The 25,395-nt window shown below is 69.7% G+C and carries 30 protein-coding genes; 19 read left to right on the top strand and 11 right to left on the bottom strand.

The window, feature by feature from the left end:
- Positions 1-15: 15 nt before the first annotated feature.
- The 3 genes from Tbon_RS04615 to Tbon_RS04605 form a co-directional block, all read right to left on the bottom strand.
- Positions 16-1,158, bottom strand: coding sequence for a peptidoglycan DD-metalloendopeptidase family protein (locus Tbon_RS04615; protein WP_192498145.1), 1,143 nt, complete (start codon positions 1,156-1,158; stop codon positions 16-18).
- A 214-nt stretch (positions 1,159-1,372) separates the two neighbouring features.
- The gene (gene rho, locus Tbon_RS04610; protein WP_404818783.1) at positions 1,373-2,578 is read right to left on the bottom strand and encodes a transcription termination factor Rho; all 1,206 of its coding nucleotides are present in this window, start codon (positions 2,576-2,578) and stop codon (positions 1,373-1,375) included.
- Between the two features lie 1,105 nt (positions 2,579-3,683).
- A complete protein-coding gene (locus Tbon_RS04605; RefSeq protein ID WP_192498144.1) occupies positions 3,684-4,487 on the bottom strand; it encodes an alpha/beta fold hydrolase in 804 nt (267 codons plus the stop codon).
- Between the two features lie 86 nt (positions 4,488-4,573).
- On the opposite strand from Tbon_RS04605, the gene Tbon_RS04600 reads away from it, so the two are divergent.
- From Tbon_RS04600 to Tbon_RS04580, 5 genes are all read left to right on the top strand, one after another.
- Positions 4,574-5,368, top strand: a complete 795-nt coding sequence (locus Tbon_RS04600) for an alpha/beta fold hydrolase (protein ID WP_158066527.1) — start codon at positions 4,574-4,576, stop codon at positions 5,366-5,368.
- 25 nt (positions 5,369-5,393) lie between these two features.
- Positions 5,394-5,810: a TIGR03618 family F420-dependent PPOX class oxidoreductase gene (locus tag Tbon_RS04595; protein WP_158066526.1), complete on the top strand. Its 417-nt coding sequence runs from the start codon at positions 5,394-5,396 to the stop codon at positions 5,808-5,810.
- A gap of 72 nt (positions 5,811-5,882) precedes the next feature.
- Positions 5,883-6,242 carry a zinc-ribbon domain containing protein gene (locus tag Tbon_RS04590; RefSeq protein ID WP_158066525.1) on the top strand — a complete coding sequence of 120 codons (360 nt, stop codon included), beginning with the start codon at positions 5,883-5,885 and terminating at the stop codon, positions 6,240-6,242.
- A 36-nt stretch (positions 6,243-6,278) separates the two neighbouring features.
- Complete coding sequence (locus Tbon_RS04585) at positions 6,279-6,557, top strand: hypothetical protein (protein WP_158066524.1); 279 nt, start codon at positions 6,279-6,281, stop codon at positions 6,555-6,557.
- A gap of 63 nt (positions 6,558-6,620) precedes the next feature.
- Positions 6,621-7,454 (top strand): enoyl-CoA hydratase, encoded by an 834-nt coding sequence (locus Tbon_RS04580; RefSeq protein WP_158066523.1) that lies wholly within the window; start codon positions 6,621-6,623, stop codon positions 7,452-7,454.
- 4 nt (positions 7,455-7,458) lie between these two features.
- Here Tbon_RS04580 and Tbon_RS04575 read toward each other — a convergent pair whose 3' ends face one another.
- Both Tbon_RS04575 and Tbon_RS04570 read right to left on the bottom strand, forming a co-directional pair.
- Positions 7,459-8,031: a class II aldolase/adducin family protein gene (locus Tbon_RS04575; protein WP_158066522.1), complete on the bottom strand. Its 573-nt coding sequence runs from the start codon at positions 8,029-8,031 to the stop codon at positions 7,459-7,461.
- A gap of 11 nt (positions 8,032-8,042) precedes the next feature.
- The gene (locus tag Tbon_RS04570) at positions 8,043-8,822 is read right to left on the bottom strand and encodes an SDR family NAD(P)-dependent oxidoreductase (protein WP_158066521.1); all 780 of its coding nucleotides are present in this window, start codon (positions 8,820-8,822) and stop codon (positions 8,043-8,045) included.
- Positions 8,823-8,988: 166 nt separating this feature from the next.
- Between Tbon_RS04570 and Tbon_RS04565 the strand changes: the two genes are divergently transcribed.
- The gene (locus Tbon_RS04565) at positions 8,989-10,449 is read left to right on the top strand and encodes a carotenoid oxygenase family protein (protein WP_158068244.1); all 1,461 of its coding nucleotides are present in this window, start codon (positions 8,989-8,991) and stop codon (positions 10,447-10,449) included.
- An 82-nt stretch (positions 10,450-10,531) separates the two neighbouring features.
- Here Tbon_RS04565 and Tbon_RS04560 read toward each other — a convergent pair whose 3' ends face one another.
- On the bottom strand, positions 10,532-10,849 hold the full coding sequence (locus tag Tbon_RS04560; protein ID WP_158066520.1) for a hypothetical protein: 318 nt from the start codon (positions 10,847-10,849) through the stop codon (positions 10,532-10,534).
- A gap of 126 nt (positions 10,850-10,975) precedes the next feature.
- Here Tbon_RS04560 and Tbon_RS04555 point away from each other — a divergent pair, with 126 nt between their 5' ends.
- The gene (locus Tbon_RS04555; RefSeq protein ID WP_158066519.1) at positions 10,976-11,521 is read left to right on the top strand and encodes a YceI family protein; all 546 of its coding nucleotides are present in this window, start codon (positions 10,976-10,978) and stop codon (positions 11,519-11,521) included.
- Positions 11,522-11,530: 9 nt separating this feature from the next.
- Here the strand turns inward: Tbon_RS04555 and Tbon_RS04550 are convergent, their stop codons facing one another.
- Complete coding sequence (locus tag Tbon_RS04550) at positions 11,531-12,313, bottom strand: crotonase/enoyl-CoA hydratase family protein (protein ID WP_158066518.1); 783 nt, start codon at positions 12,311-12,313, stop codon at positions 11,531-11,533.
- Positions 12,314-12,392: 79 nt separating this feature from the next.
- Between Tbon_RS04550 and Tbon_RS04545 the strand changes: the two genes are divergently transcribed.
- Positions 12,393-13,088, top strand: coding sequence for a hypothetical protein (locus Tbon_RS04545; protein WP_158066517.1), 696 nt, complete (start codon positions 12,393-12,395; stop codon positions 13,086-13,088).
- Positions 13,089-13,094: 6 nt separating this feature from the next.
- Here the strand turns inward: Tbon_RS04545 and Tbon_RS04540 are convergent, their stop codons facing one another.
- Positions 13,095-13,466 (bottom strand): PIN domain-containing protein, encoded by a 372-nt coding sequence (locus Tbon_RS04540; RefSeq protein ID WP_098503171.1) that lies wholly within the window; start codon positions 13,464-13,466, stop codon positions 13,095-13,097.
- A 67-nt stretch (positions 13,467-13,533) separates the two neighbouring features.
- On the opposite strand from Tbon_RS04540, the gene Tbon_RS04535 reads away from it, so the two are divergent.
- The 9 genes from Tbon_RS04535 to thrC all read left to right on the top strand — a co-directional run bounded on the left by Tbon_RS04535 (position 13,534) and on the right by thrC (position 21,651).
- Entirely contained in the window at positions 13,534-14,229 is a 696-nt protein-coding gene (locus tag Tbon_RS04535; protein ID WP_192498143.1) for a class I SAM-dependent methyltransferase, read from the top strand.
- 213 nt (positions 14,230-14,442) lie between these two features.
- Positions 14,443-15,711 carry a serine hydroxymethyltransferase gene (locus Tbon_RS04530; RefSeq protein WP_158066515.1) on the top strand — a complete coding sequence of 423 codons (1,269 nt, stop codon included), beginning with the start codon at positions 14,443-14,445 and terminating at the stop codon, positions 15,709-15,711.
- Positions 15,712-15,797: 86 nt separating this feature from the next.
- Positions 15,798-16,280 (top strand): 30S ribosomal protein S6, encoded by a 483-nt coding sequence (rpsF, locus tag Tbon_RS04525; RefSeq protein ID WP_158066514.1) that lies wholly within the window; start codon positions 15,798-15,800, stop codon positions 16,278-16,280.
- Between the two features lie 15 nt (positions 16,281-16,295).
- Positions 16,296-16,766 carry a single-stranded DNA-binding protein gene (locus tag Tbon_RS04520; RefSeq protein WP_158066513.1) on the top strand — a complete coding sequence of 157 codons (471 nt, stop codon included), beginning with the start codon at positions 16,296-16,298 and terminating at the stop codon, positions 16,764-16,766.
- A gap of 99 nt (positions 16,767-16,865) precedes the next feature.
- Complete coding sequence (rpsR, locus tag Tbon_RS14125) at positions 16,866-17,189, top strand: 30S ribosomal protein S18 (RefSeq protein ID WP_158066512.1); 324 nt, start codon at positions 16,866-16,868, stop codon at positions 17,187-17,189.
- 33 nt (positions 17,190-17,222) lie between these two features.
- Positions 17,223-18,236: a peptidylprolyl isomerase gene (locus tag Tbon_RS04510; RefSeq protein WP_158066511.1), complete on the top strand. Its 1,014-nt coding sequence runs from the start codon at positions 17,223-17,225 to the stop codon at positions 18,234-18,236.
- On the top strand, positions 18,226-19,578 hold the full coding sequence (locus Tbon_RS04505) for a homoserine dehydrogenase (RefSeq protein ID WP_158066510.1): 1,353 nt from the start codon (positions 18,226-18,228) through the stop codon (positions 19,576-19,578). Before Tbon_RS04510 ends, Tbon_RS04505 begins: the two co-directional genes overlap by 11 nt.
- A gap of 1 nt (position 19,579) precedes the next feature.
- Positions 19,580-20,587, top strand: coding sequence for a coiled-coil domain-containing protein (locus tag Tbon_RS04500; RefSeq protein ID WP_158066509.1), 1,008 nt, complete (start codon positions 19,580-19,582; stop codon positions 20,585-20,587).
- Positions 20,584-21,651 (top strand): threonine synthase, encoded by a 1,068-nt coding sequence (gene thrC, locus Tbon_RS04495; protein ID WP_225734706.1) that lies wholly within the window; start codon positions 20,584-20,586, stop codon positions 21,649-21,651. Before Tbon_RS04500 ends, thrC begins: the two co-directional genes overlap by 4 nt.
- A gap of 4 nt (positions 21,652-21,655) precedes the next feature.
- Here the strand turns inward: thrC and Tbon_RS04490 are convergent, their stop codons facing one another.
- Positions 21,656-22,468: a polyphosphate kinase 2 family protein gene (locus tag Tbon_RS04490; RefSeq protein ID WP_192498142.1), complete on the bottom strand. Its 813-nt coding sequence runs from the start codon at positions 22,466-22,468 to the stop codon at positions 21,656-21,658.
- A 115-nt stretch (positions 22,469-22,583) separates the two neighbouring features.
- On the opposite strand from Tbon_RS04490, the gene Tbon_RS04485 reads away from it, so the two are divergent.
- Positions 22,584-23,048 carry a pyridoxamine 5'-phosphate oxidase family protein gene (locus tag Tbon_RS04485; protein ID WP_192498141.1) on the top strand — a complete coding sequence of 155 codons (465 nt, stop codon included), beginning with the start codon at positions 22,584-22,586 and terminating at the stop codon, positions 23,046-23,048.
- 15 nt (positions 23,049-23,063) lie between these two features.
- Here Tbon_RS04485 and Tbon_RS04480 read toward each other — a convergent pair whose 3' ends face one another.
- Both Tbon_RS04480 and Tbon_RS04475 read right to left on the bottom strand, forming a co-directional pair.
- The gene (locus Tbon_RS04480; RefSeq protein ID WP_158066506.1) at positions 23,064-23,738 is read right to left on the bottom strand and encodes a response regulator; all 675 of its coding nucleotides are present in this window, start codon (positions 23,736-23,738) and stop codon (positions 23,064-23,066) included.
- Positions 23,735-24,907, bottom strand: a complete 1,173-nt coding sequence (locus Tbon_RS04475; protein ID WP_158066505.1) for a GAF domain-containing sensor histidine kinase — start codon at positions 24,905-24,907, stop codon at positions 23,735-23,737. The genes Tbon_RS04480 and Tbon_RS04475 overlap by 4 nt, the downstream gene beginning before the upstream one ends.
- A gap of 115 nt (positions 24,908-25,022) precedes the next feature.
- On the opposite strand from Tbon_RS04475, the gene Tbon_RS04470 reads away from it, so the two are divergent.
- Positions 25,023-25,394 carry a hypothetical protein gene (locus Tbon_RS04470; RefSeq protein WP_158066504.1) on the top strand — a complete coding sequence of 124 codons (372 nt, stop codon included), beginning with the start codon at positions 25,023-25,025 and terminating at the stop codon, positions 25,392-25,394.
- Position 25,395 lies beyond the last annotated feature (1 nt).

Below are 25,395 nucleotides of genomic sequence, written 5' to 3'. Positions count from 1 at the left end.
ACCCCGTGGAAGAGGCTAGAAGTTCAGGTAGAGCGCCGGGTCGACGAAGCCGCCGTTGTACCGGATTTCGAAGTGCAGGTGGTGGCCCGTCGTGAAGCCCGTCAGCCCCGTCAGGCCGATCGTCTGCCCTGCGCTTACCGCCTGGCCCGGCACCACGTCGATCTGGCTCATGTGCGCGTAGAGCGTCGTCCACCCGCCGCCGCAGTCGATCACCACGTAGTAGCCGTAGCTGTAGGTCAGGTACTCTGTCCGGCTCACCACGCCGTCGCAGACCGCGAACAGGGGCGAGGGACCGAAGCCGTACAGGTCGAGGTCGATGCCCGTGTGGTACGACGAACCGCCCCGCGGCGTGCCGAACGGGTCGCTGATACCGCGCCATGCCGCCAGCGGGAAGTTCTTGAAGATGCCGCCCGAGCTCGGCGCAGGCGCACCGCCCGCCGACGGGCCCGACGGCACCCCCGGCTGCGAGGGCCGCTGCGGCGGCGGAGGAGGCGGTGGCGGTGGCTTAATCTTCGCCCCCACCAGGAGCAGCATCTTGCCCGCCTCCAGGTTGTTCGGGTCCGTAATGTTGTTCGGCTTGTACTCGATCACCTGCGCCGCTGTGATGTTGTCGTACTGCTTCACGATCGAGTCGACCGTCTCTCCGTACGCCACCTTGTGCAGGATGCCGTCCTTCCGCGGGATGATGAGAATCAGCCCCTTCGGCAGCAGGTTCGGGTTCCGCACCGTCGGGTTGTTGTCCAGCAGCGTCTGCATCGAAATCCCGAACTTCGCCGCCACGCCCGACACCGTGTCGCCCGCCTGCGTCTCGTACTCCACAATCGGGCTCCGCGGGTCGATGATGTCCGCCAGCGGCTTGATGCCGGCGCCCACCTCGCCCGAGGTCGCCGCCGCTGCCGTCACCCCTGCCGAAAGCGAGTGCACCGGCGAAACGCCGCCCACCGCCCTCGCGTCGAGCGCCTCCGTGCGGGACGCCACCGCCACCACCGAGCCGAGGGTCTGCGTTGTTGCTGCCGGCCGGAAAACGGCCTGGCCCGGGCGCTGCGCCGCACCTGCGACGCCCGAGAATGCGAACTGGGGAACCGGTGCCTGTGCCGATGCCGAGGAGCGGGCCGGGAATCGCGTGGCCGAAACAACGGCGACGAGTGCCAGCGCCACGATCAGGACGTGGACCGTAAGTCGCCCGTGGCGCCGTGCATGCGCGTGAGAACGCGCGCGGGTTCCTTCGATTCCCATAAGCAAATGTGCTGGCGCGTCGCGGAAGCGAACCGCTGACGCGGGCTGAGCACAGCCGTAGCCTGCTCCTCTCCTCCTTTCCTGGCTATCCCGGCGGCCTCTGAATGCCGGGGGGCAGGACCCGTAGGGGAACCCCCTAGAGGTCCGACTTCAGGCTGGCGAGAAACTCCTCGTTGTTGTTCGTCCTCGCAAGCCGCTCGAGCAGCCTCTCGGTCGCCTCGAGCTGGTTCGGCGAGTTCTGCGAAATCATAGCGGTCATCCGCCGCACAAGCCAGACGCCCTTGAGCGTTTTCTCGTCGAGCAGCAGCTCTTCCCGCCGCGTCCCCGACGCCTGGATGTCGATCGCCGGGTAGTACCGCCGCTCCGCCAGCCGCCGGTCGAGCCGCAGCTCCATGTTGCCTGTGCCCTTGAACTCCTCGAACACCACCTCATCCATCCGCGAGCCGGTGTCCACCAGGCAGGTCGCCAGGATCGTCAGCGAACCGCCCTCCTCGCACTTCCGCGCCGCGCCGAACAGCCGCTTCGGCGGGTAGAGCGCGATCGGGTCCACGCCGCCGGAGAGCGTCCGGCCGCTCGGCGGCAGCGCAAGGTTGTACGCCCGCGTCAGCCGCGTGATCGAATCCAGCAGGATCACCACGTCCTTCCCGCCTTCCACCAGCCGCTTCGCCCGCTCCAGCGCCATCTCGGCCACCCGGGTGTGGTCCTCCACCGGCTCGTCGAACGTCGAGCTCACCACCTCGCCCCGGACGCTCCGCTGCATGTCCGTCACCTCTTCGGGCCGCTCGCCGATGAGCAGCACCATCAGGTGCACGTCCGGGTAGTTCGTGGAGATGCCGTTCGCGATGTTCTTCAGCAGCATCGTCTTGCCGGCCTTCGGCGGCGAAACGATCAGCCCGCGCTGCCCGCGCCCGATCGGCGCAATCAGGTCGATGATCCGGTGCGTCAGGTTGTCCGGCGTCGTCTCCAGCTTCAGCTGCTGGTACGGGAAGATCGCCGTCAGGTTCTCGAAGTGCGGCCGCCGCTTCGCCGTCTCCGGGTCCATCCCGTTCACGGCTTCCACCTTCAGCAGCCCGTAGAACTTCTCGTTGTCCTTCGGGTGCCGAACCTGCCCGGTCACGTAGTCGCCCGGCCGCAGCGCAAACCGCCGCAGCTGCGACTGCGACACATAGATGTCGTTCGGCCCCGGCAGCATCGAAGGCCCGCGCAGGAACCCGTAGTTCCCGTCGTCGCTCACTTCCAGGAAGCCGCCGCTGAACACGTTCCCCCGGGCCTCCGCCTGCGCCTGCAGCAGCCGGAAGATCAGGTCGCTCTTCCGCAGCGCGTACACATCCTCGAGGCCCATTTCCTGGGCGATGGCGATCAGCTCCTCGCGGCTCTTCTGCTCCAGCTCAGCGATATTCAGCGGCGGAGCCCCGGCCTGGGCCCGCTCCTCCCGCGCGATCTCGCGCTCCAGTTCGCGCTCCAGCCGCTCCCGGGCGAACTCCCGCTCGCGGAACTCCCGGTCCCGCCAGCCGCGGTCATTCCGGTTCTCCCGGTCCCGCCAGCGCCGCTCCCGCCGTGCAGCCTCGCGCTCTGCCCGCGATTGTCCCTGCGGCTGCGGCGGGGGCGTCGGCTCGCGCCGGACGATGACCTCCGGCACTGCCGGCCGTTCGCGGTCGCTCTGTCCCTCACGCCGGAAGATGCGGGTCCGCTGTGGCTCGGCCGCAGCCTCGCCCTCGGCATCGGCGGCCTCCGGCTCCTGCGCGGCCGCCTGGGTCGCCTCCGGTTCGCCGGCCATGCGCCCGCCGGTCCGGCGGATGGCGCCCGGCCGCTCAGGCCGCTCCGGGGCCGCCGCTTCGGCCGCGCCGGCCTCCGGAGCTGCTGCCGCGGCCGCAGGGGACGCGCCGGCGGCTTCAACCGGGTCCTGCTGTGCTGCCGCCCCCGCAGCCTCGCCACCGTCGGCGGGCTGCCCGGCAGCAGCCGAACGGCTCCGCACCCGCCGCCGCGGCGCAGCCGCCTCGTGCTCTGCTGCCTGGCTGCCGTTCGGCGACGGCGGGGCGTCGGACGCGGCCTGGGCGGCCACGTCCACTGCGCTTTCCAGCACCTCGGGAGGCGGCAGCTCCGCCTTCCGCGTGCGGCTCACCCGCCGGCGAGCCGCCGGCGCCTCCGCGGTGTGGCCGTTTTCGCTGGCAGGTGCATCGGTCGTAGGGATCAGGTTGTTGGCTTCGGTCTCTTGCAAGGGTCTTCCCGTGTGCGTGTCTGATGGCGCCCGAGGACGTGTGGGGTGGGCTGACGCTGCGGTTCGTGTCGCTGGTCTTCCGCGAATGGGCTCGTGCTGAAGCCTGGACGTGTGGGGAGCTGGAGTACGCCACCCTCCGTGGCGCCGTCCCTTCCAGCACCTCCAACATACGACGACCCCCGGCAACCTTGCAACAGGATGCCGCCCCGCCCCGCTACCGCCCCGCCCCTCAGGCCGTGACGGCCGCCCCGAGGAACTCCGCAAACGCCGTGCAGTGCTCCACCGGGTACTCGGTTACCCCCGCATGCGCCCCGTCGAGCGAACGGTGCTGCGCCCCGGGGATCCCCTTCGCCAGCGCTTCGCCGTGCCGCGGCGGAATCAGGATGTCGTCCCGGTTCGTCACCACCAGCGTCGGCGCCTTGATGCTCCCCAGCCGCCCGCTCGTATCGTGCGCCAGGATCGCCTGCGCCTGCCGGATGAACGCATGGTCCTGCTGCGCGTACGGGTTCTGCACGCTCACGAGAATCGCGCGCTCGTACCGCTCCTCGTCGTCGAACAGCTCCGCCGTGTACAGGTACGGCGCCAGCGTCCGCACAAACCCCTCACGCGAAATGTTCGTCCGCCGCACCGTGATGAACGACTGGACCACCGCCCGCACATAGCCGTCCGGCTTCGCCGTCGTCGCCAGCAGGATGAGCTTCTCGAGCCGCCCCGGGTGCCGCAGCGCAAACTCCTGCGCAATCATCCCGCCCATTGAATACCCGAGGACGTGCGCCTTCTCCACCTTCAGCTCGTCCAGCAGCGCCGCCAGGTCGTCCGCCATCCCCGCAATGCTGTACGGCCGGTCCGGCGCCCCCGTGCGCCCCGCGCCGCGGTTGTCGTACGTAATCACGCGGAAGTGCTTCGCCAGCAGCGGCACCTGCGGCGCCCACGCCTGCAGGTCGCTCCCGAGGCCCCGGATGAGCACCAGCGGCTCACCCGAACCGGCTTCCTCGTAGTAGGTGATGATGTCGCGCGTGGGAACGTACGGCATACGCGGTCCAACCTCGGGCGCAGGGAATTTCGGCAGCATCATAGGGCGAACCGCCCCAACGCGCCTTCCCGCGTAGAATCCGCCCCATGGCATGGCTCGAACGCCCCGGGGCCCGCATCTACTACGACCTCCACGGCCCCGCCGATGCTCCGCTCGTCGTCTTCGCCCACGGCCTCGGCGGTAACCACCTCTCCTGGTGGCAGCAAATCCCCGCCTTCTCCCGCGACTTCCGCTGCCTGGTCTTCGCCCACCGCGGTTTCGCGCCCTCCACCCAGGACGCGCCCGAGCCCGGCGCCCGCGCCTTCGCCGACGACCTCGCCGCGCTGATCGATGCCGCCGCCCCCGGGCAGCCCGTCCGCCTGGTCGCCCAGTCGATGGGCGGCTGGTCCTGCCTCGCGTACGCCCTCGCCAACCCCGGCCGGGTCCGCGCGCTGGTGATGTGCGACACCCACGGCGGCTTCTGGTCGCCCGAAACCGCCGCAGCGTGGGCCGCCAAACCCCCCGGCCTCGAGGCCGACCTCTTCGCCCGCGGCATCCACCCCGCCGCCGGCGAGCGGATGGCCCGCGAACAGCCCGAACTCCACTGGCTCTACCGCGGCATCGATGCCCTCGCCGTCGCCCTCGAAAAGGACGCTCTCCGCCGCCAGCTCGGCGAACTCTGGACCATCACCCCCGCCGACGTTGCCGCCCTCGACCTGCCCGTCCTCTGCATCGCCGGCGAAGAGGACATCGTCGTCCCGCCTGCCGCCGTCGAAGCGTTCGCCCGCGCCCTGCCCCGCGGCGAGTACGTCGCCGTCCCCGCCGCCGGCCATTCCGTCTATTTCGAACGCGCCGACGCGTTCAACGCGCTCGTCCTCGACTTCCTGCGCCGCACAGCCTGACCCTTTCGCCCGGAGGCTCCCCCCAATGATTGGAACACCCGAACAGGATGCGCTTCTCCGCCAGCTCCGCTGGGCGGTCGTAACCACCCTCCGCGCCGACGGCTCGCCCTCCAGCTCCGTCGTCTTCTACGCCGTCGGCGGCGACACCATCATCTTCAGCACCACCGCCGACCGCCTCAAAGCCCGTACCCTCGCCCGCGACCCCCGCATCGCCGTCACCGCCCTCGATGAGGGGCCGCCCCACCGCTTCGTCACCGTCGAAGGCCGCGCCGTCATCGAACGCGACGGCATCGTCCCCGGCCACGTCCTCGTTAACCGCGCCATGCGCCGCGACCCGGCGTGGGAGCCGCCCGCCGGCTTCGAGGAGCGCCTCCGCCGCGACGGCCGCGTCATCATCCGCGTCTACCCCCAGCGCGTCTCCGGCGTCACCGCCCGCGGCTGACCTCCAATCCCTTCCTGCCACCTGCTACCATGGAATCTGAGACCCGCATGGTGCGGAATTCAGGAGTTCAGCTTGGCGTTTGCCGATAAGCAGATCAGCTGCCGCGACTGCGGCACCGTCTTTGTGTTCACCGCCGGTGAGCAGGAGTTCTACGCGAACAAGGGGCTCATGAACGAGCCGACCCGCTGCCCCTCCTGCCGGACCGCCCGCCGCTCCAGCCAGAACTCGCTCGAGCAGGCCGATGGCTACGTCCGCTACGGCAACTTCGCCAGCTTCGGCGGCAAAACCCCCCGGCAGATGCACCCCGCATCCTGCGCTGAGTGCGGCCAGATGACGGAAGTCCCCTTCGTCCCCCGCGGCGAGCGCCCCGTCTACTGCTCCACCTGCTACAGCAAGCTCAAGCCCCCGCGCGAAGAAGTCGCACGCCAGTAGCGCCGCGCAGGCGGCCGCCGCCGGGAGGCACGGCCCATGCTCGCTGACCCCCTCCTCCGCCAGCTCTCCCGCATCTACCAGCGGCCCCTCGAAACCCCGGAGGCCGCCAGGGAAGCCGTCCGCGCCGACCCCGGCATCCTCGCCTCCGCCCTCTTCCTCGAAGCCGCCGAAAACGACGACGTTACCAGCGTTGAATCCGCCATCGCCTACTGCGATGCCCGCCTCGCCGAGCTCGCCCCCTTCGTCGGCGACCTCGCCCCCGCCATCCGCGAGCGCTTCGCCGAAAAGGTTGCCGCCTGGTCGGCGGTCGGCTAGGCCCCCGCGCCTCCCGCAGCGGGTCTACAATCGCGCCCGACCCCTACACTGCGGAGGCTTCTCATGCCGACCTTCGAAACCGTCATCTACGAAATCCCGGCGCCCGGCGTTGCCCGCATCACCCAGAACCGCCCCGAAGCCCGCAACGCCCAGAACTACCAGCTCACCTACGACCTGAACGCCGCCTTCGATGAGGCTGCCGCCGACGAGTCGGTCAAGGTCATCATCCTCGCCGGCGCCGGCCCCCACTTCTCCGCCGGCCACGACCTCCGCGGCGGCGGCCCGCCCCTCTCCAGCTATCCCACCGTCGGCACCTGGCGCGAGTTCAACAAAAAGGGCGCCGAAGGCTACATGGCCGTCGAAGAGGAGATCTACCTCGGCATGTGCCGCCGCTGGCGCAACATCCTCAAGCCCACCATCGCCCAGGTCCAGGGCAAGTGCATCGCCGGCGGCCTCATGCTCGCCTGGGTCTGCGACCTCATTGTCGCCAGCGACGACGCCATGTTCTCCGACCCCGTCGTCCAGATGGGCGTCTGCGGCGTCGAATACTTCGCCCACCCCTGGGAGCTCGGCGCCCGCAAGGCCAAGGAGATGCTCTTCACCGCCGACTGGGTCACTGCCCAGGACGCCTACCGCCTCGGCATGGTCAACCACGTCGTCCCGCGCGAAGAGCTCGAATCCTTCACCCTCGCCCTCGCCGAGAAGATCGCCCAGAAACCCTCCTTCGCCCTGAAGCTCGCCAAGGAGGCCGTCAACCAGACCCTCGAAGCCCAGGGCCAGTGGCAGGCGATGCTCGCTGTCTTCAACCTCCACCAGCTCGCCCACAGCCACAACCAGGAGCTCTACGGCATGCGGATCGACCCCAGCGGCATCCCCGGAGCCGTCCGGCGGCAGTAGCCGCTCAGCCCGCCGGCCCCGGCCGCTGGCCCGCCAGCCCGGCGAGGATCGCCACCTGCGCGCTCTCCTCCAGCGCCGTCAGCCAGTGCAGCGTCTCCCAGAGGTTCGCGCCGCGGGCGTACGCCCCGTGCCCGCGCAGCAGCACCGCCACCGCCTCCTGGAGCGCCGCAGCAATCTGCGCCGCCTGGTTCGGCCCCTGCTCCACCACCGGCACCGCCTTCAAAAAGTGCTGCCCCTCGAAGTCGATCGGCACGAACCGGTCCGTCCCGAAGCTCAGCGCGATGGCGTGCCGCGGGTGGGCATGCGCAACCGCCCCCGCGCCCGTCATCGCGTAAATCGTCGAATGCAGCACCGTGTCGCTCGACGGCGGCGGGCCCACGTACGTCCCGTCCGGCCGGACGTGCGCGATGTGTCGCTCCCGCAGCCGCCCCAGCATCGTGCCCGTCCCGGTGATCCACATCCCGGCTCCTTCGCGGATGCTCAGGTTCCCGCCGTGGCTCGAAACCAGCCCCAGCTGGTAGAGGTCCCGCCCCACCTCCTGCATCGTCGCCAGCACCTTCTCCGGCACGCCCGTCATCCGGCGGCACCTCAGAACAGGTTCGGCAGCGCCGCCGTGCCCCCGCCGTCCACCTCGATCCGCTGCCCGGTCAGGTAGAACGCGTCATCGCTCACCAGGAAGCGCACCACTTTCGCCACATCCTCCGGCTGGCACACCCGCCCGAACGGCGACCGCTGGTCGATCTCCCGCAGGCTCTGCACCCCCTGCGTCGCCCGCGCCAGCCGGCTCCCCATCTCCGTCTCCGTCAGGCCCGGCGCCACGATGTTCACCCGGATGTTGTGCCGGCGCTCCTCCTTGTAGAGCGTCATCGCCAGCGCCTCCATCGCCGCCTTCCCCATGTTGTACGGCCCGCCGTTCGCGCTCAGCATCCGCGCCGCCACGCTCGAAATCATGATGATGTCGCCCCGCGGCCGCGTCCGCATGCTCGGCAGCACCAGCTTCGAAAGGTAGTGCGGCCCGAACGCATGCGTTCGCACCACCCGCTCCAGCTCCGCCGGGTCCGTGTCCGCCACGCTCAGCCCCCGGCTCGCAATCCCCGCGTTGTTCACGAGGATGTCGATGTACCCGAAATCGGCGATGACCTGCTCCACCATCGCCCGGTCCTGCTCGAAATCATCCACCGAGGCCATGTACATCTTCGCCCGGCCGCCCATCCGCTCGATCTCCGCCACCGTCTCCCGGGCGGCCTCTTCGTCCCGCCGGTAGTTCACCGCTACCGCCGCGCCGTCCGCCGCAAGCGCCAGCGAAATCGCCCGCCCAATCCCCCGGCCCCCGCCGGTCACGAGCGCAACCCGTCCTTCCAGTCCCATGCCGCAGAGCTCCCCCTTCGAAGTACAGTCTGCCGCCGATTCTACGGGCCGCCTCCCCTTCCCGCTTCCTCACCCTCCCCCTTGACACCATCGCGTATACTCCCACCAACCTGTTCAAACATTTGAATAGGATTCCGCCCGGCAGCGAGGTGCTCACCCCATGGTCATGGCCGAAGAACGCGTCACCAGCCCCTTCCTCGAAGGCAACTTCGCGCCCGTCCGCGAAGAGGTCACCGCCGAAGACCTCCCAGTGATCGGCGAACTCCCCGAGGGCCTCGAAGGCATGTTCGTCCGCAACGGCCCCAACCCCCAGTTCGATGTCATCAAGAACTACCACTGGTTCGGTGGCGACGGCATGCTCCACGGCGTCCGCATCAAGGACGGCCGCGTCTCCTACCGCAACCGTTACGTCCAGACCGAAGCCTACAAGCGCGAAAAGGCCGCCGGCCGCGCGCTCTGGGGCAGCGGCCTCGGCGAGCCCGAGTTCGATAACCCCAACGGCCCCTCCCGCGGCAACACCGGCAACACCGCCCTCGTCTGGCACGATGGCCGCCTCTTCGCCCTCTGGGAAGCCGGCGACCCCCACCACATCAAGCTTCCCGGCCTCGAAACCCTCGGCACCTACAACTACAACGGCCGCCTGCTCCACGCCTTCACCGCCCACCCCAAGGTCGACGAGCGCACCGGCGAGATGCTCTTCTTCGGCTACAACATGATGGGCTTCGACCTCGCCAGGCAGGGCGCCAAAGTCCCCTACCTCCAGTACTCCGTCGTCAGCCCCGAAGGCGAAATCGTCCTCACCACGCCCATCGACCTCCCCCGCGGCGTCATGATGCACGACTTCGCCGTCACCGAGCACTACTCCATCTTCATGGACCTCCCCCTCGTCTTCGATATGCAGCGCGCCATGCGCGGCGAGTCGCCTCTCTACTTCAACAAAGACCTCCCCGCCCGCTTCGGCATCCTCCCCCGCCACGCCACCGGCGACCAGGTCCGCTGGTTCGAAGCCCCGCCCTGCTACGTCTTCCACACCCTCAACGCCTTCGAACAGGGCGACGAAGTCGTCCTCGACGCCTGCCGCATGAAGGACGTCGACCTCGGCGCCCTCGACTCCTCCATCGCCCCAACCCCCGAAGACCGCCGCCTCGTCCGCGAAGACGGCAATCAGGTCCTCTACCGCTGGCGCTTTAACCTCCGCACCGGCGCCCTCAAGGAGGAAGCCCTCGACGACCAGACCTCCGACTTCCCCCGCGTCAACGACTCCCTTATCGCCTACCCCGCCCGCTACGGCTACACCGCCCGCTTCGAAGCCGGCAACGGCATGCCCGAGTCCGACGCCATCATCAAATACGACCTCCACACCGGCCGCCACTGGGTCCACTATCACGGCAAGGGCCGCTACGGCGGCGAAGGCGTCTTCGTCCCGCGCCCCGGCGCGACCGCCGAGGACGACGGCTTCGTCGTGACCTACGTCTACGACCACAACACCGGCGGCTCCGAATTCGTCGTTATCAATGCCCAGGACATGGAGGCCCCGCCCGTCGCCCGCGTGCCGCTTCCCCAGCGCGTCCCCTACGGCTTCCACGGCGCCTGGATCAGCGAGCAGCGCATCCAGGCCCAGAAGTAGCCGCCCGCACGGCGCCCCCTCCCCCTCCCGGCCCGGCCCCCGCGGCGTCTCCTCCCCGCGGCGGAGCCGGGCCGGACCGTGTCTACCAGTCGTCCCAGTCCCAGGCCCGCCGCGGCCCTCGCGCCCGCTGCAGCAGCAGGTCCGGGTCCTCCAGCTCCGACAGGCTGATCCGCCGCCCCACCAGCTCCTCAATCCGCCGGTAGAGCAGCTCCGCCGGCACCGAAAGCCGCGCCGCCAGCCATTGCTCCAGCTCCTCCAGCCGCGCCCCTTCCGTCATCGCCGACCCCGGCGGCGCATCCGCCAGGAACCGCCGGCAGTACACGCACCCCTCCGCGCTCACGATCGGCACCAGGTGCACGTCGCACTCGTCCGCCATCCGTCCCCACGGCCAGCTGCCCATCGCCCACATTCTGCCCGACCCGCCGCCGCTCCCGCGCGTCCTTACGAAAGGTTGCCGGCTAAGCAGAAGTTGCTGTAGGCTCGAAGTTGCGATCGCAACGACATCCCACGGAACGAGGTGCATCCCATGTCCGCTTCTCCCGCAACCAGCACCTGGGTCATCGACCCCGCCCACTCCTCCATCGAGTTCGCCGTCAAGCACATGGTCATCACCACCGTGCGCGGCACCTTCTCCCGGTTCGAAGCCGACCTCGATATCGACGAGACCGACCTCGCCCGCTCCCGGGCCGCCTTCCGCATCGATGCCGCCAGCATCGATACCCGCCAGCCCGACCGGGACAACCACCTCCGCTCCGCCGACTTCTTCGACGTCGCGAACCATCCGACCATCACGTTCACAACCACGAACATCGAGCGCACCGGCGCCGGCACGTTCCGCATCACCGGCGACCTCACCATTCGTGGCACCACCCGCCCGGTGACCTTTGACGCCGAAGTCCACGGCCCCGCAAAGAACCCCTTCGGCAAAACCGTGGTCGCCCTCAGCGTCACCGGCAAAATCAACCGCAAGGACTTCGGCCTCACCTGGAACGCGCCGCTCGAAGCCGGCGGCTGGCTCGTCGGCGATGAAGTCCGCATCAACGCCGACTTCGAGCTCGTCAAGAACGGCTGACCCGCCGCCTCAGCCGCTCCCGCCGAACTCCGCGAACGAACCGTGCCGCCCGGCGCCCCCCGCGAACCGGGCGGCACCCTCCTGCGTCTCGCCCGAGGCGATCACGGCCATCCCCAGCCGAGTCTCATTCCGCATCGCCTCCTCGAACGCCAGGTCCCACTGCTCCCGCGCCGATTGGCGGTCGCTCCGCAGGCACCGCTGCGGGAACGCCGCCAGCTGGCGCGCCAGCTCCTTCGCCGCCTCCAGCGCCTGCCCCGGCTCCACCAGCCGGTTCGCGAGTCCCATCATCCGCGCCTCCTCCCCGCTCACGCCCCGCCCCGTCAGGATCAGGTCCATCGCATGGCTCTCGCCGATGAGCCGCGGCAGCCGCACCGTTCCCCCGTCGATGAGCGGCACGCCCCACCGCCTGCAGTACACCCCGAAAACCGCGTCCCGGGCCGCCACCCGCAGGTCGCACCAGAGCGCCAGCTCCAGCCCCCCGGCCACCGCGTGCCCCTCCACCGCTGCAATCACCGGCTTCGAAAGGCGCATCCGCGTCGGTCCCATCGGCCCGTCGCCCTCCTCCCGTACCACGTTCCCGCCGCCCGACGCCACCGCCTTCAGGTCTGCTCCCGCGCAGAACGTGCCGCCCGCCCCGGTCAGGATCGCGACCGCCAGCGCATCATCCGCCTCGAACCGCCGGAACGCCGCGGCGAGCTCCGCCGCCGTCGCCCGGTCGACCGCATTCCGCACCTCCGGCCGGTCAATCGTCACGACCACAATCGGCCCGTCAGTCTCGTAGTGGACAGACATGCGCATCACCTCCGCCCTGCATCCTACCGCCCGCCCGGCCCTTGCGGGCGCACCCCGGCCGCACTACGCTCCCGCCGCAATGACCCTCCCGGCCGACCTCCGGATCGCCGTCATCCCTACCGCCGACCTCGGCCCGCTCGACCGCGACGCCATCCTTGCCCTCTTCCGCCAGAACTACCGCGAGGCGAACGCCGCCTACCTCGAAAAATCGCTCCACGTCCTCGCCTTCGCCGCCATCGCCCGCGACCCCGAAGGCCGGCCCGCGGGCTTCGCCCTCGGCGAGCCCCGCGTCATCGACCTCCCCCGCCTCCCGGCCCAGCCGGTCCGGCTCGCCGGCCTCTGCTGCGTCGACCCCGCCTTCCGCCGCCAGGGCCTCTTCCGCCGCCTCGAGCACGACGTCCTCTCCGCCCGGCCCCTGCCGGCAGCCCCGCGCTACCTCTCGGCCGGCCGCATGGCCCACCCGGCCAGCTTCCGCACCATGTCCGCCAATCCCACCGTCGTCCCCCGGCGCGGCATGACCCCCACGCCGTGGCAGCAGGCCGTCGGCGCCGCCATCGCCGCTGCCTACGGCACCAGGGAGTTCGACGCCGAAACCTTTGTCTGCCGCGGCACCGGCGCGCCCATCGGCTGGCCCATCATCGAAATCGAGGCCGCGCCCGAGGAATGGGAGCTCTTCCGTCCCGTCGACCGCACCCGCGGCGATTCGCTCCTCGGCATCGCCTGGAGCCCCGATGCGCCGCCCGGCTGGGACGACCCCGCCGCGCCAGCCTCGTGACCCCGGTTACGAATCGAGCCCCGGCGGAAAATCGAAGTCGCCCCGCTCCCGCAGCTGCTCCAGGATCTTCCGCGCCATCTCGTCCATCTGCTCCGGCGTAATCCCCATCCGTTCCAGCGTCTGCCGCATCAGCCGCTGCACCTCCTCCATGTCCTGCCGGATGAGCGCATCCGCCAGCTCCAGCTGCGTCTCAATCGCGATGAACCGCTCCCGCCGCTCCGTCTCGTTCGGCGTCGAAAGGATCGTCGACATCAGCCGCGTGAACAGCGTCGTCGTCCGCGCAATCCGGATCCGGTCGTCCGGGTGCGCCGGGAACTCCCCCGTCACCGCGACCTCCAGCCCCGTCCGCGTATCACGCGCTGCGTACTGCTCAGCCATGCCTCCTAGCCTACACCACCCCCGGCCTTCCCTCCCCTCCACCACCGGCCTTCGGTATCCTCGAACCGTGCCCGCCGCCCATCCGGCCCTCCAGCGCCTCGCCGACGACTACGCCGCCTGGTGGATCGACCTCCTCGGCGAGCACAACCACGTCGGCGGCATCGAAACCACCCGCTGGCTCCTCCAGCGCTCCGGCCTCGGCCCCGGCAGGCGGATGCTCGATGCCGGCGCCTTCGTCGGCGCAACCGCCCGCCTTGCCGCCGAACAGACCGGCTGCATCGCCATCGCAACCGACATCAACCCCGATTTCCTCGCCGCCGGCCGCGACCTCCCCGGCGGCAGCGCCGTCCGCTGGGTCGCCGCCGATAACCGCCGCCTGCCCTTCCGCGACGCCGCCTTCGACAGCATCTGGGCGCTCGACACCGAAATCGCCTACCACGAGTTCAACCGCGTCGCCGCGCCCGGCGCCACCCTCTGCCTCTGCTGCGAAGCCCCCTCCGATTCCCGCGGCGGCCTCGATGCCTTCATTGAAGACTGGGAGCGGGCCGGCTGGCAGCTCGCCGCCCACCGCCCCCTGAGCGCCGAGGCCGCCCACACCTGGCGCGTCGCCGAAGCCGAGCTCGTCCGCCGCCGCCCCTACTTCGAAGAGCGCTACGGCACCCGCACCTACCTCCGCCAGCTCGATGCTGTCGCCTACCTCGTCCAGGCCTACGAACGCGGCGAGCAGGGCCACGCCCTCTTCGTCTTCCGCCGGGCCCGCTAACTCCCCGCTCCCTGCTCCCCGCTCCCTGCTCCCCGCTCCCTGCTCCCCGCTCCCTGCTCCCCGCTCCCTGCTCCCCGCTCCCCGCTCCCTGCTCCCTGCTCCCTGCTCCCTGCTCCCTGCTCCCCGCTCCCCGCACCCTGCTCCCCGCTCCCCGCTCACCCTGCTACCCTTGCTCTACGACACCCAGCACCACCGCACCACCCGGGAGCCGCCATGTCCATCCTCCACCGCGCCGATCCCGAAGTTGCCGCCATCATCGACGACGAGCGCACCCGCCAAATCGAATCCCTCGAAATGATCGCGAGCGAGAACTACGCCTCCGCCGCCGTCCTCGAGGCCACCGGCTCCGTCTTTACCAACAAGTACGCCGAAGGCTACCCCGGCAAGCGCTACTACGCCGGCAATCAGCACAGCGACCGCCTCGAACAGCTCGCCATCGACCGCGCAAAGCAGCTCTTCGGCGCCGAGCACGCCAACGTCCAGCCTACCTCCGGCGCCGAGGCCAACATGGCCGCCTACCTCGCCTTCGCCAACCCCGGCGACACCATCATGGGCATGGAGCTCTCCCAGGGCGGCCACCTCACCCACGGCTCGCCCGTCAACTTCTCCGGCCGCCTCTACCGCTTCGTCCCCTACACCGTCGACCGCGAAACCGAAACCATCGACATGGCCGAAGTTCGCCGCCTCGCCCTCGAACACCGGCCGCGCATCATCGTCTCCGGCGCCACCGCCTACCCCCGCACCATCGACTTCGCCGCCTTCGCCGAAATCGCCCGCGAGGCCGGCGCCATCCTCATGTCTGACATCTCCCACATCGCCGGGCTTGTCGCGGGCGGCGTCCACCCCAGCCCCGTTCCCTACGCCGATATCGTGACCACCACCACCCACAAGACCCTTCGCGGCCCCCGCGGCGCCCTCGCGCTCTGCAAGGCCGAGCACGCCGATGCCCTCGACCGCGGCGTCTTCCCCGGCACCCAGGGCGGCCCCCACCTCCACTCCATCGCCGCCAAGGCCGTCGCCTTCGGCGAAGCCCTTCGGCCCGAGTTCAAAGCCTACGCCGCCCAGGTCGTCCGGAACGCCGCCGTCCTCGCCGAAGAGCTCATGCGCGCAGGCATCCGCCTCGTCTCCGGCGGCACCGACAACCACCTCATCCTCGTCGATTGCAACTCCGTCGGCATCAGCGGCCTCAAGGCCCAGAACGCCCTCCAGGGCGCCGGCATCATCACCAACCGCAACACCATCCCCTACGACCAGCGCTCCGCCTACGTCACCAGCGGCCTCCGCCTCGGCACCCCGGCCCTCACCAGCCGTGGCATGAAGGAAGACGAAATGCGCCGCGTCGCCGCCTGGATCATCCGCGTCCTCAAGGACCCCGACGGCGAAGGCGTCCGCGAAGCCGTCCGCGCCGAAGTCGCCGAGTTCGCCCGCGCCTACCCCGTCCCCGGCATTACCGACGCCGAACCGGTCGCGGCTACCGCCTAGCCCGGCGCGGTGGTACCCTCACTCGTTGACCCGGGAGCCCGGTTCTTCCCCGCGAAGGACAATCCCATCGCCCGGGCAGAGGTTCCATGAGGGAATACGAACTCACGGTCGTCTACGACCTCGCCCTGCAGGAGGCCGGCGGCCCCGACGCCTCCGCCGAGCGGCTCCGGCAAACTGTCGAATCGCGCGGCGCCCGCGTCCTCAAAATCGACCACTGGGGCCGCCGCCGGATGGCCTACCCCATCCGCCACGCCATCGATGCCGACTACGTCGTCAGCCGCATCGAAGCCGAGCCCTCCGACGTCAGCGCCATTGAAACGGCCCTCCGCATCGATGAGCGCGTCTACCGCCACCTGATCGTCCGCGCCGACGAACTGCCCGCGCCGCCGCCGCCGCGCGAACCGCGCGAAACCCGCAGCGAAGCCCCGGCGCCTGCCCCTGCCGCCGAACCTGCACCCGCTGCCGAAGCCTCCGCCGAAGCCCCGGCCGCGGCGTCAGCCGATGACGCGCCGGCCGCCGAAACTCCCGGCGAAGCCGACGCGCCCGCGGCCGAAGCCGCCCAGCCCTAGCGAAAGGTCCGTACCATGGCGGGACTGAACAAAATCCTCCTCATCGGGAATGCCGGCCGCGATGCCGAGCTCCGCTACCTCGCCTCCGGCACGCCGCAGGCCCAGTTCAGCCTCGCCGTGAACAACCGCCGCAAGAACCAGCAGACCGGCGACTGGGAAGACCAGACCGAATGGTTCAACATCGTCGTCTGGGGCGATACCGCCGAGCGCATCTCCCAGTACATCACCAAGGGCAAGCAGGTCTTCGTCGAAGGCCGCGTCCAGACCCGCACCTGGGAAGATGACCAGGGCCAGAAGCACTACCGCACCGAGGTCATCGCCCAGTCCATCCAGCTCCTCGGCGGCCCCCGCGACCAGGCCGGCGACGAATGGAGCAACGGCGGCTCCGCCCGCGGCCGCGGCACCGGCTTCGAACCCGGCTACGACCGCCCCCGCGGCGGCTCCGCCCGCGAGGACATCGACGTCGACGACCTGCCGTTCGAATGACCATCCGCTGGCTGCGGCCAGCCCGCCCGCGGCCGGATAGCCGCGAACACCCGGTCCCCGCAGCCGCGGAGACAAACCCATCGGGAAGGATGAACCGCTATGACTTCTGAAGAACGCACCGCCAATCCCGCACCCGCCGAAGGCGAGCGCCCCGCCCGCCAGCAGCGCCCCCGCTACGGCAGCCGGCGCAAGGTCTGCCGCTTCTGCGTCGAAAAGATGGACGGCGTCGACTACAAGGACATCGCCCGCCTCCGCATGTACATCTCCGACCGCGGCAAGATCGAACCGCGCCGCAAGACCGGCACCTGCCTCAAGCACCAGCGCCTCGTTGCGACTGCCATCAAGCGCGCGCGGCACCTCGCCCTCCTGCCCTACACCCTCGAACACATCCGCAAGACGGGCATCTTCCCCATCCGCGGGTAATCCGCACCGCGAGCGCCGCCACCGGAGCACCACATGGCCCGACGCGAACGTACCACCGCACTCCCCCGCCCGCGGCCCCGCGAATCCCGGGCCCACGCCCGCGGAGGGTTCTACCTCACCAGCGAGGAAACCCTCCGCCTCGCCATCCTCGGCGGCGCCTCCCTCCTCCTCGTCATCGTCCTCGCCCTCATCGGCTGGCGCTGGTACGACCAGAACTTCCGCGTCCCCGAGAAAGTCATCCTCCAGGTCGGCGATGAGCGCTTCAAACTCAAGTACTACGCCGACCGCCTCTTCCCCTACGCCCAGTCCGTCTCCAGCTCCGGCATCAACCTCGGACTCGCCGAGCAGCAGCTCCTCACCCAGCTCGAAACCGAAGCGATCGTCAATGCCATCGCCCGCGAGCGCGGCATCACCGTCACCCCCGACGACGTGACCAACGAGATCGCCAGCCAGCTCGGCGTGCCGGCCGGCGGCGCCGGCACCACCTTCGATACCCTCTATCGCCAGCGCCTCCAGTCGCTCACCATGAGCGACGCCAACTACCGCCGCTGGATCGAAGCGCAGGTCTACCGCAAGAAACTGAAGGACGCCATCCTCGCCGATATCGGCGATACCACCGAGATGGTCACCCTGCGCACCATCATCACCACCACCGAAGACGAGGCCAAAGCCGTACTCAACCGCATCCAGGCCGGCGAAGACATGGGTACCGTCGCCCAGACCGCCTCCAAAGACCTCAACTCCCGCCAGAAAGACGGCATCATGGACCCCGAGCCCCCCGCGCTCCTTCCCGAGGCCGTCCGCGCTGCCATCGAAGGCAAGAGCGCCGGCGCCGATATCATCGGCCCCGTCCAGCTCGCCAACGGCGACTGGTGGATCTTCCGCATCGAAAAGCGCGACCCCAGCGCCACTCCTTCGGAAACCCAGAAGTCCCAGCTCGCCGACCTCCGCATCAACGAGCTCATCAAAGAAAAGCGCGCCGCAATCCCCATCAAGCGCAGCCTTTCCAGCAGCGACATCAAGTGGGCGGAGGACCATGCCAACTGACGGCGCCCGCCGGCAGATCGGCGTCGGCCTCATCGGCCTCGGGGTCGTCGGCTCCGGCGTCGCCCGCGCCCTCATCGAGCGCCGCGACTACTTCGCCCGCCAGGTCGGCGCCGAGATCGTCGTCCGCCGCGCCGCCGTCCGCGACCTCGCCAAGCCCCGCGCCGTCGAACTCCCGCCCGGCACCCTCACCGACGACGTCGGCGCCGTGCTCGACGACCCGTCCATCGACATCATCGTCGAGGTCATCGGCGGCGAAGAGCCCGCGGGGACATACATCCGCCGCGCTATCCAGGCCGGCAAGCACGTCGTCACCGCCAACAAGGAGCTCATCGCCAAGTCCGGCCCCGAGCTCCTCGCCGAAGCCCACAGCCGCGGCCTCGACATCATGTTCGAAGCCAGCGTCGGCGGCGGCATCCCCCTCATCGCGCCCCTCCGCCGCGACCTCCTCGCCAACAAAATCACCTCCATCCGCGCCATCATCAACGGCACCACCAACTACATCCTCACCAGCATGGCGAACAACGCCGCCGTCGCCGAAGCCCTCCACCGCCAGGGCCTCGAACCTCCGCCCGGCGGCTACGCCGAAGCCCTCCGCGCCGCCCAGGAGCTCGGCTACGCCGAACCCGACCCCACGAACGACGTCGAAGGCTACGACGCGGCCTACAAGCTCGCTATCATGGCCACCCTCGGCTTCCGCACCCGCGTCCACCCCCGCCAGGTCCACACCGAGGGCATCACCAAACTCTCCGCCAGCGACTTCGAAGCCGCCCGCGAGCTCGGCTACGCCATCAAGCTCCTCGCCATCGCCGAGCGCACCCCGGCCGGCATCATCGCCCGCGTCGCCCCTGCCTTCATCCCGATGCATGAGCCCCTCGCCCGCGTCGACGGCGTCTACAACGCCGTGCAGATCCATGGCGACCTCACTGGCACCGTCCTCTTCCAGGGCCGCGGCGCCGGCTCCGAGCCCACCTCCTCTGCCGTCGTCGCCGACCTTCTCGACCTCGCCCACGCCATCGTCCTTGGCACCCGCGAACGGAAATACTGGGGCCCCGAAGGCGATATCCCCGTCCTTGGCCTCGAACACCTCGAAACCCGCTACTATCTCCGCGTGAAGGTCACCGACCGCCCCGGCGTCCTCGCCCAGATCGCACGCACCCTCGGCGACCACGAGGTCAGCATCGCCGCCGTCAGCCAGAAAGAAACCGACACCGACGCCCAGACGGCCGACCTCGTCATCATGACCCACCGCGCCCGCGAAGGCGCCGTCCAGGCCGCCCTCCGCGAAATGGCCACGCTCCCCGTTGTCGTCCAGGTTTCAGCCTTCCTCCGCGTGGAGGGCTGACATGCCCGGCGAACCCCAGGCCCAGGCCATCACCGAACTCCTCACCTGGCTCGAGGGCCAGCTCCGCGCCGCGCGTGAAGAACAGGCCCGCACCGTCGCCTACCTCGACCAGCTCCGCCGCCAGGTCCACGACCTCTCCGAACAGCTCGACGCCGCCGAGCGCGCCATCCGCGACATGGAGCCGCGCTTCCTCCCCTTCCGTGGCCTCCCCGAAAAGCTCAACGCCATCGACCAGGCCATGGAAGACCTCCGCCAGGCCGTCAGCACCGTCCGCGCCGAAGCCGAGCATCAGTCCCGCCTTCTCCGCGCCGAATCCGAGTACGACCGCCAGGAGCGCAGCGAGGCCATCCGCCGGATCGATACCGCCACCCACCAGCTCGGCCTCGTCCTCGCCGATGTCGCCCAGGTCCAGCAGCAAACCTCCCAGGTCGCCCAGCAGCTCCAGACCCTCCTCGAACGCCAGCGCGAGGTCGAGCAGCAGGTCCAGCAGTTCGGCCTCCGCCTCGAACGCACCATCGAGGTCAACCGCGACCTCGAAGAGCGCGTCAAGCAGGTCGTGCTCGGCGACCTCGATGACCGCTTCGAGGTCGTCTTCGAGCGCCTCCAGGTCGTCGGCGAAATGGTCCGCCGCAACGAAGAGCTCATCTCCGCCGTCGCCCACGAGCGCGACTACCGCCAGGAGCTCATCGACGAAATCGCCCTCTGGCGCGAAGAGCACCACCGCATCGACAATCGCCTCAACCAGCTCGAGGCGCTCACCGACCGGCTCGTCGGCACCGTCGATAAGCTCCAGGGCGAAATTACCCTCCTGGAAGGCCGCCACTCCGGCCTCGGCGAACGGGTCGCCACCATGCGCCGCGATATCGCAGAGGTCGTCGACCACGTCCGCGAAGAGTTCGCCAAGTTCAACGCCATGTACGAAAAACAGCGCCGCAAGCAGATCCAGGTGCTCGAACAGGAGCTCCGGGAGATGAAATTCCACGCCTTCCGCCCCCCGGAGGAACCGTGACCGCAGCCACCATCCGCCCCCGCGGCGTCCTCTACCGCTGGGCCGACGTCCTGCCCCTCACCGACCGCACCCCCCGCATCTCTCTCGGCGAAGGCGAAACCCCCCTCGTCCGCGCAGCCAGCCTCGCCGCCGAATGCGGCCTCGATGAGCTCTGGTTCAAGCTTGAAGCCTGCAACCCCACCGGCTCCTTCAAAGACCGCGGCATGGTCGTCGCCGTCGCCAAAGCCCTCGAATCCGGCGCCCGCGCCATCATGTGCGCCTCCACCGGCAACACCAGCGCCAGCGCCGCCGCTTACGCCGCCCACACCGGCATCGACTGCTACGTCCTCGTCCCGGGGGGCAAGGTCGCAGCCGGCAAAATGGCCCAGGCCTTCGCCTACGGCGCCCGCATCATCGAAATCGACGGCAACTTCGACGACGCCCTCCGCGCCGCCCGCGAACTCACCGCCCGCCACCCCATCGCCCTCGTCAACTCCGTCAACCCCCACCGCATCGAAGGCCAGAAGACCGCCGCCTACGAAATCTGCGATGCCCTCGGCGATGCCCCCGACGTCCTCGCCATCCCCGTCGGCAACGCCGGCAACATCACCGCCTGCTGGAAAGGCTTCCGCGAGTGCGCGGAGCGCGGCCTCGCCGCCCGCCACCCCCGCATGCTCGGCTTCCAGGCCGCCGGCGCCGCCCCGCTCGTTTCCGGCCAGCCCGTACCCAACCCCCAGACCATCGCCACCGCCATCCGCATCGGCAACCCGGCCAGCTGGAAAACCGCCATCGCCGCCCGCGACGAATCCGAAGGCCTCATCGAAGCCGTCACCGACGACGACATCCTCGAGGCCTACCGCCTCCTTGCCCGCCGCGAAGGCCTCTTCGTCGAACCGGCCAGCGCCGCCTCCGTCGCCGGCCTCCTCAAGCTCGGCCGCAGCGGCAGGCTCCGCGGCGGACGGGCCGTCGCCATCCTCACCGGCCACGGCCTCAAAGACCCCGACACCGCGGTCGCCCACTGCACGCCCGACATCACCCGGGCCCCCGCCACCATCGAGGGGATCGAAGCCGCCCTCGGCTGGTAGCCGCCTACTCCACCTTCAGGCCCAGCACCGCCGGGTCCGCCGGCGGATACCGCAGCCCGAGCGACTCCAGCTTCTCCACCAGCGCCCGCGCGACCACGACGTCCCGGTACCACTTCCGGTTCGCCGGCACCACATGCCACGGCGCGTGCTTCGTATTGCACCGCTCCAGCATGTCCTCGAACGCCTCAAGGTACGCGTCCCAGTACTTCCGCTCCTCCAGGTCCTGCAGCCGGAACTTCCACTGCTTCTTCGGGTTGTCGATCCGCTCCTGCAGCCGCTCCCGCTGCTCCTCCTTCGAAATCGCCAGGAAGAACTTCATCACCACCGTACCGTTCCGAAGCAGGTACTCCTCCAGCCGGTTGATGTCTTCGTACCGCTGCTCCCAGGTTGTCTTCGGAACGATCTCCTTCACCCGCTCCACCAGCACCGCCTCGTAGTACGACCTGTTGAAAATCGTGATGTGCCCGCGCTCCGGCATCACCTTGTGGTAACGCCAGAGGTAGTCGTGCGCCAGCTCTTCCGGTGTCGGCGCCTTGAAGCTCACCACCGAACAGCCGATCGGCCCGACCTGCTCAAATACCGAATTGATCGTGCTGTCCTTCCCCGCTGCATCAATCCCCTGGAGCACCACCAGCAGCCCATACCGTGCATCCGCATACAGCACGTTCTGCAGTTCGTTCAGCCGCAGCCGCAGGCCGACGATCTCCGCCTCAGCCTCCTCCCTGGTCATCCCGTTCGTCGCTGCCGGGTCGAACTTCCGCAGGTCAACCTTCGTGTGGGGCGGATAGACGATGGGCTGGCGGGTTCCGTTGCTCATCCGGCCATTATCCGCCCGCCATGCCTCCGCGGCCACGCTGCGCGCCTTGCCCTCAGCCCGCATGGTGCGGTCTACTGAGCCGGCAACCACACTCCAGCCGCGGATACACGCCCCTATGCCAAGCCGACGCGCCGAAATTGCCCTCACCCCCGAAGAGCAGCAGCAGTTCCTCCAGCAGGGCTGGACCCTCCAGGTCGCCTCCATCGGGCCGAAGGGCTACCCCCACCTCGTCGCCATGTGGTACGTCGTCATCGACGGCCTCATCCACTTCACCACCTTCGCCAAGAGCCAGAAGGTCCTGAACCTCCGCCGCAATCCGAAAATCACCGTCATGCTCGAATCCGGCAAGCTCTACCACGAGCTCAAAGGCCTCGTCATCGAAGGCGACGCCGAAATCATCGAAGACACCCCCTTCACCGCCCGCGTCATGGCCCTCGTCGGCGAAAAGTACAACGGCATCCCCGCGCCGATGGAAACCCCCGAGGCCGCCCTCAAGGTCGCATCCAAGCGCGTCACGGTGCGCGTGAAGCCGGTCGATACCTACTCCTGGGACCACGCCAAGCTCGGCGGCCGCTACTGACCCGCCCGGCCGCGCCTACCCCTGCGGCTTCCGCGCCGCCCGCCTGATCGCGAACCCCGCCGCCTCCACCCGCCGCGTCATCCCCAGCTTGCTCAGGATGTCGCTCACGTGGTGCTTCACCGTCTTCTCCGAGAGGTAGAGCTGCTCGCCGATCTCCCGGTTCGTCAGCCCCTCGGCGATCAGGTCCAGGATCTTCAGCTCCCGCTCCGTGAGCTGCGCCGCCAGCCGGTCCTCCTCGGTCACGATGTTCCCCCGCCGGATCTGCTCAATGACCGCCGCCGAGCTCGCCGGGTCCAGCGTCTTCCCGCCCCGGCCCACAATCCGCATCGCCGCAATCAGGTCGTCGGTCTTCACGTCCTTCAGCATGAACCCGCTTGCCCCGGCCACGATCGCCTGCATCACCGCCTCCTCGTCGCTGTACGAGGTCAGCATCAGCACGTTCGCGCCCGGCACCGCCGACCGGATCTCCCGGCATGCCTCGATGCCGTTCAGCTTCGGCATCCGCACATCCAGAACCACCAGGTCCGGGTTCGTCCGCTTCGCCTCCCGCACAGCCTCCTGCCCGTCGCGCGCCTCGGCCACCACCGAAAACTCCGGGTGCCCCCGCAGCGCCGCCTTCAGCCCCTGCCGCACGAGGTCGTGGTCGTCCGCAAGCAGGACATGGATGGTGCCGTCTGCGCTCGCCGTCATACGTCCTCCTCATCGTCGCGGTGCCGCGGGATTGTGACCCGCACCGTCGTGCCCATCCCCGGGATCGGGATAATCGTCAGCTCCGCTCCCAGCCGCTCGGCCCGCGTCCGCATCGTGACCGTGCCGAGCCCCTTGCGGGTGGTCGCCTCGTCGAACCCGACGCCGTTGTCCTGGATCGTCAGCACTGTCGCGTCATCAGTCTGCCGCAGGTCGACCGCGATCTTCGTCGGCGCCCCGTGGCGCACCGCGTTCGAAAGCGCCTCCCGCGCAATGTACAGCAGGTCCTCCGATTCGCGCGTCGTCAGCTCCTGCAGCGCCGCCGCCGAGATGTTCACCACCGTCGCAATCGACCCCGGCACCAGCTGCCGGATCACGAACCCGAGGTCGCGCGTCAGCTCCGGCTGCTCCACCGGCGTCGCCGCTTCCAGCATCGTGATATAGCTGCGGATATCCGCGATGATCTCGTTGATCCGGCTCACCGCGTTCGCCAGTGCCTCCCGCGCCTCCGGCGGGTAATCCTCCCGGTTCGCCATCGCATCGCACTCGAGCCCGAGGGCGTAGAGCGCCTGGATCGTCCCGTCGTGCAGGTCGTGCGCAATCCGCTCCCGCTCCTCCAGCAGGAAGATCCGCCCGCGCCGCTCCCGCGCCAGCGCGTACGAAACGCTCACCGCCGCCTGCAGCGAAAGCACCGCCGCCGCGACCTCGTCCTCCGCCGTGAACGGCGGCCGGTCGGCTCCGCGCGCCATGTAGAGCGACCCAATCGCCCGTCCGCCCGCCCGGATCGGTACCCCGAGGAACCGCGTCATATCCGGATGGCCCGGCGGCCACCCGGTGAAGTGCGGGCTCGCCCGCAGGTCATCGAGCCGGATCGGCCGGTCGCACGTCGCAAGGTGGCCGAGCAGCCCGCGCCCGCGCGGCGGGTCGCCCAGCCGGCGCGCCTGTTCGTCGCTGATCCCGCTGTAGATGAACCGGGTCAGCACCCCCTCTTCGTCGAACGTCGAAATCGCCGCGTATTCCGCTCCCGTCACCTCCCGGGCGCGGTCCGCCAGCCGATGCAGGATCTCCGAGAGGTCCTCGCTCGACGCCAGCAGTTCGCTGGTGACGGCCATCTCCGAGAGTCGCTCGAAACTGCCGGGCCCTGTGGCCGGCCCTTCTGCTGCTGTCCCCATTGCTGCGCATGGTAACGCATCCCTAACCGCGAACGAGAATCCGGGACACTCGGCCCACCCCTCGGGCCCGTTCGGCCCTCACACCCCCGCCGTCCGCCTGCCGACACTGGCGGGCATGGAGGGCAGCCCGATCCACGTCGTCTCTGCCGACGGCGCACTGCGCCGCGCGCTCGTCGCCCGCCTCGAACGCGCCCCCGAGCTCCACGTACACACGGAGGGCGCCGCCGGTTTCGAGGGCATCGGCCCCGGCGACGTGGTCGTCTCCACCCCCGCCGATTGCCCGCCCGAGCGCGCCCACGAGCTCGTCCGCGCCGGCGCCGCCGTCATCATCCTCGCACCCATCCCACGCCCCGAGGAGCGTGCCCGCTACGAACGGGCCGGCGCCGCCGCCTACATCCCCATGCTCATCGATGGCGTCGACCTCGTCCGCGCCATTGCCCGCAGCCTCGAGCGCGCGAGGCAGCCCTCCCGCTGCCGCACCGCCTGAC

The sequence above is a fragment of the Tepidiforma bonchosmolovskayae genome, from assembly GCF_008838325.1.
GTDB classification, from domain to species: Bacteria; Chloroflexota; Dehalococcoidia; order Tepidiformales; family Tepidiformaceae; genus Tepidiforma; species Tepidiforma bonchosmolovskayae.
Note: the sequence above shows the minus strand (reverse complement) of the source record. Positions and strands in the feature narration are given on the sequence as shown.

Coding starts and splice junctions, on each gene's coding strand:
- Tbon_RS04510 (WP_158066511.1), top strand. CDS start 17,223: ATGGCCCGACGCGAACGTACCACCGCACTCCCCCGCCCGCGGCCCCGC.
- Tbon_RS04560 (WP_158066520.1), bottom strand. CDS start 10,849: ATGGGCAGCTGGCCGTGGGGACGGATGGCGGACGAGTGCGACGTGCAC.
- rpsF (WP_158066514.1), top strand. CDS start 15,798: ATGAGGGAATACGAACTCACGGTCGTCTACGACCTCGCCCTGCAGGAG.
- Tbon_RS04505 (WP_158066510.1), top strand. CDS start 18,226: ATGCCAACTGACGGCGCCCGCCGGCAGATCGGCGTCGGCCTCATCGGC.
- Tbon_RS04470 (WP_158066504.1), top strand. CDS start 25,023: ATGGAGGGCAGCCCGATCCACGTCGTCTCTGCCGACGGCGCACTGCGC.
- Tbon_RS04605 (WP_192498144.1), bottom strand. CDS start 4,487: ATGCCGTACGTTCCCACGCGCGACATCATCACCTACTACGAGGAAGCC.
- Tbon_RS04550 (WP_158066518.1), bottom strand. CDS start 12,313: ATGTCTGTCCACTACGAGACTGACGGGCCGATTGTGGTCGTGACGATT.
- Tbon_RS04520 (WP_158066513.1), top strand. CDS start 16,296: ATGGCGGGACTGAACAAAATCCTCCTCATCGGGAATGCCGGCCGCGAT.
- Tbon_RS04500 (WP_158066509.1), top strand. CDS start 19,580: ATGCCCGGCGAACCCCAGGCCCAGGCCATCACCGAACTCCTCACCTGG.
- Tbon_RS04480 (WP_158066506.1), bottom strand. CDS start 23,738: ATGACGGCGAGCGCAGACGGCACCATCCATGTCCTGCTTGCGGACGAC.
- rpsR (WP_158066512.1), top strand. CDS start 16,866: ATGACTTCTGAAGAACGCACCGCCAATCCCGCACCCGCCGAAGGCGAG.
- Tbon_RS04575 (WP_158066522.1), bottom strand. CDS start 8,031: ATGACGGGCGTGCCGGAGAAGGTGCTGGCGACGATGCAGGAGGTGGGG.
- Tbon_RS04490 (WP_192498142.1), bottom strand. CDS start 22,468: ATGAGCAACGGAACCCGCCAGCCCATCGTCTATCCGCCCCACACGAAG.
- Tbon_RS04570 (WP_158066521.1), bottom strand. CDS start 8,822: ATGGGACTGGAAGGACGGGTTGCGCTCGTGACCGGCGGGGGCCGGGGG.
- rho (WP_404818783.1), bottom strand. CDS start 2,578: ATGGGCCTCGAGGATGTGTACGCGCTGCGGAAGAGCGACCTGATCTTC.
- Tbon_RS04595 (WP_158066526.1), top strand. CDS start 5,394: ATGATTGGAACACCCGAACAGGATGCGCTTCTCCGCCAGCTCCGCTGG.
- Tbon_RS04600 (WP_158066527.1), top strand. CDS start 4,574: ATGGCATGGCTCGAACGCCCCGGGGCCCGCATCTACTACGACCTCCAC.
- Tbon_RS04530 (WP_158066515.1), top strand. CDS start 14,443: ATGTCCATCCTCCACCGCGCCGATCCCGAAGTTGCCGCCATCATCGAC.
- Tbon_RS04585 (WP_158066524.1), top strand. CDS start 6,279: ATGCTCGCTGACCCCCTCCTCCGCCAGCTCTCCCGCATCTACCAGCGG.
- Tbon_RS04475 (WP_158066505.1), bottom strand. CDS start 24,907: ATGGGGACAGCAGCAGAAGGGCCGGCCACAGGGCCCGGCAGTTTCGAG.
- Tbon_RS04555 (WP_158066519.1), top strand. CDS start 10,976: ATGTCCGCTTCTCCCGCAACCAGCACCTGGGTCATCGACCCCGCCCAC.
- Tbon_RS04580 (WP_158066523.1), top strand. CDS start 6,621: ATGCCGACCTTCGAAACCGTCATCTACGAAATCCCGGCGCCCGGCGTT.
- Tbon_RS04485 (WP_192498141.1), top strand. CDS start 22,584: ATGCCAAGCCGACGCGCCGAAATTGCCCTCACCCCCGAAGAGCAGCAG.
- Tbon_RS04565 (WP_158068244.1), top strand. CDS start 8,989: ATGGCCGAAGAACGCGTCACCAGCCCCTTCCTCGAAGGCAACTTCGCG.
- Tbon_RS04540 (WP_098503171.1), bottom strand. CDS start 13,466: ATGGCTGAGCAGTACGCAGCGCGTGATACGCGGACGGGGCTGGAGGTC.
- Tbon_RS04545 (WP_158066517.1), top strand. CDS start 12,393: ATGACCCTCCCGGCCGACCTCCGGATCGCCGTCATCCCTACCGCCGAC.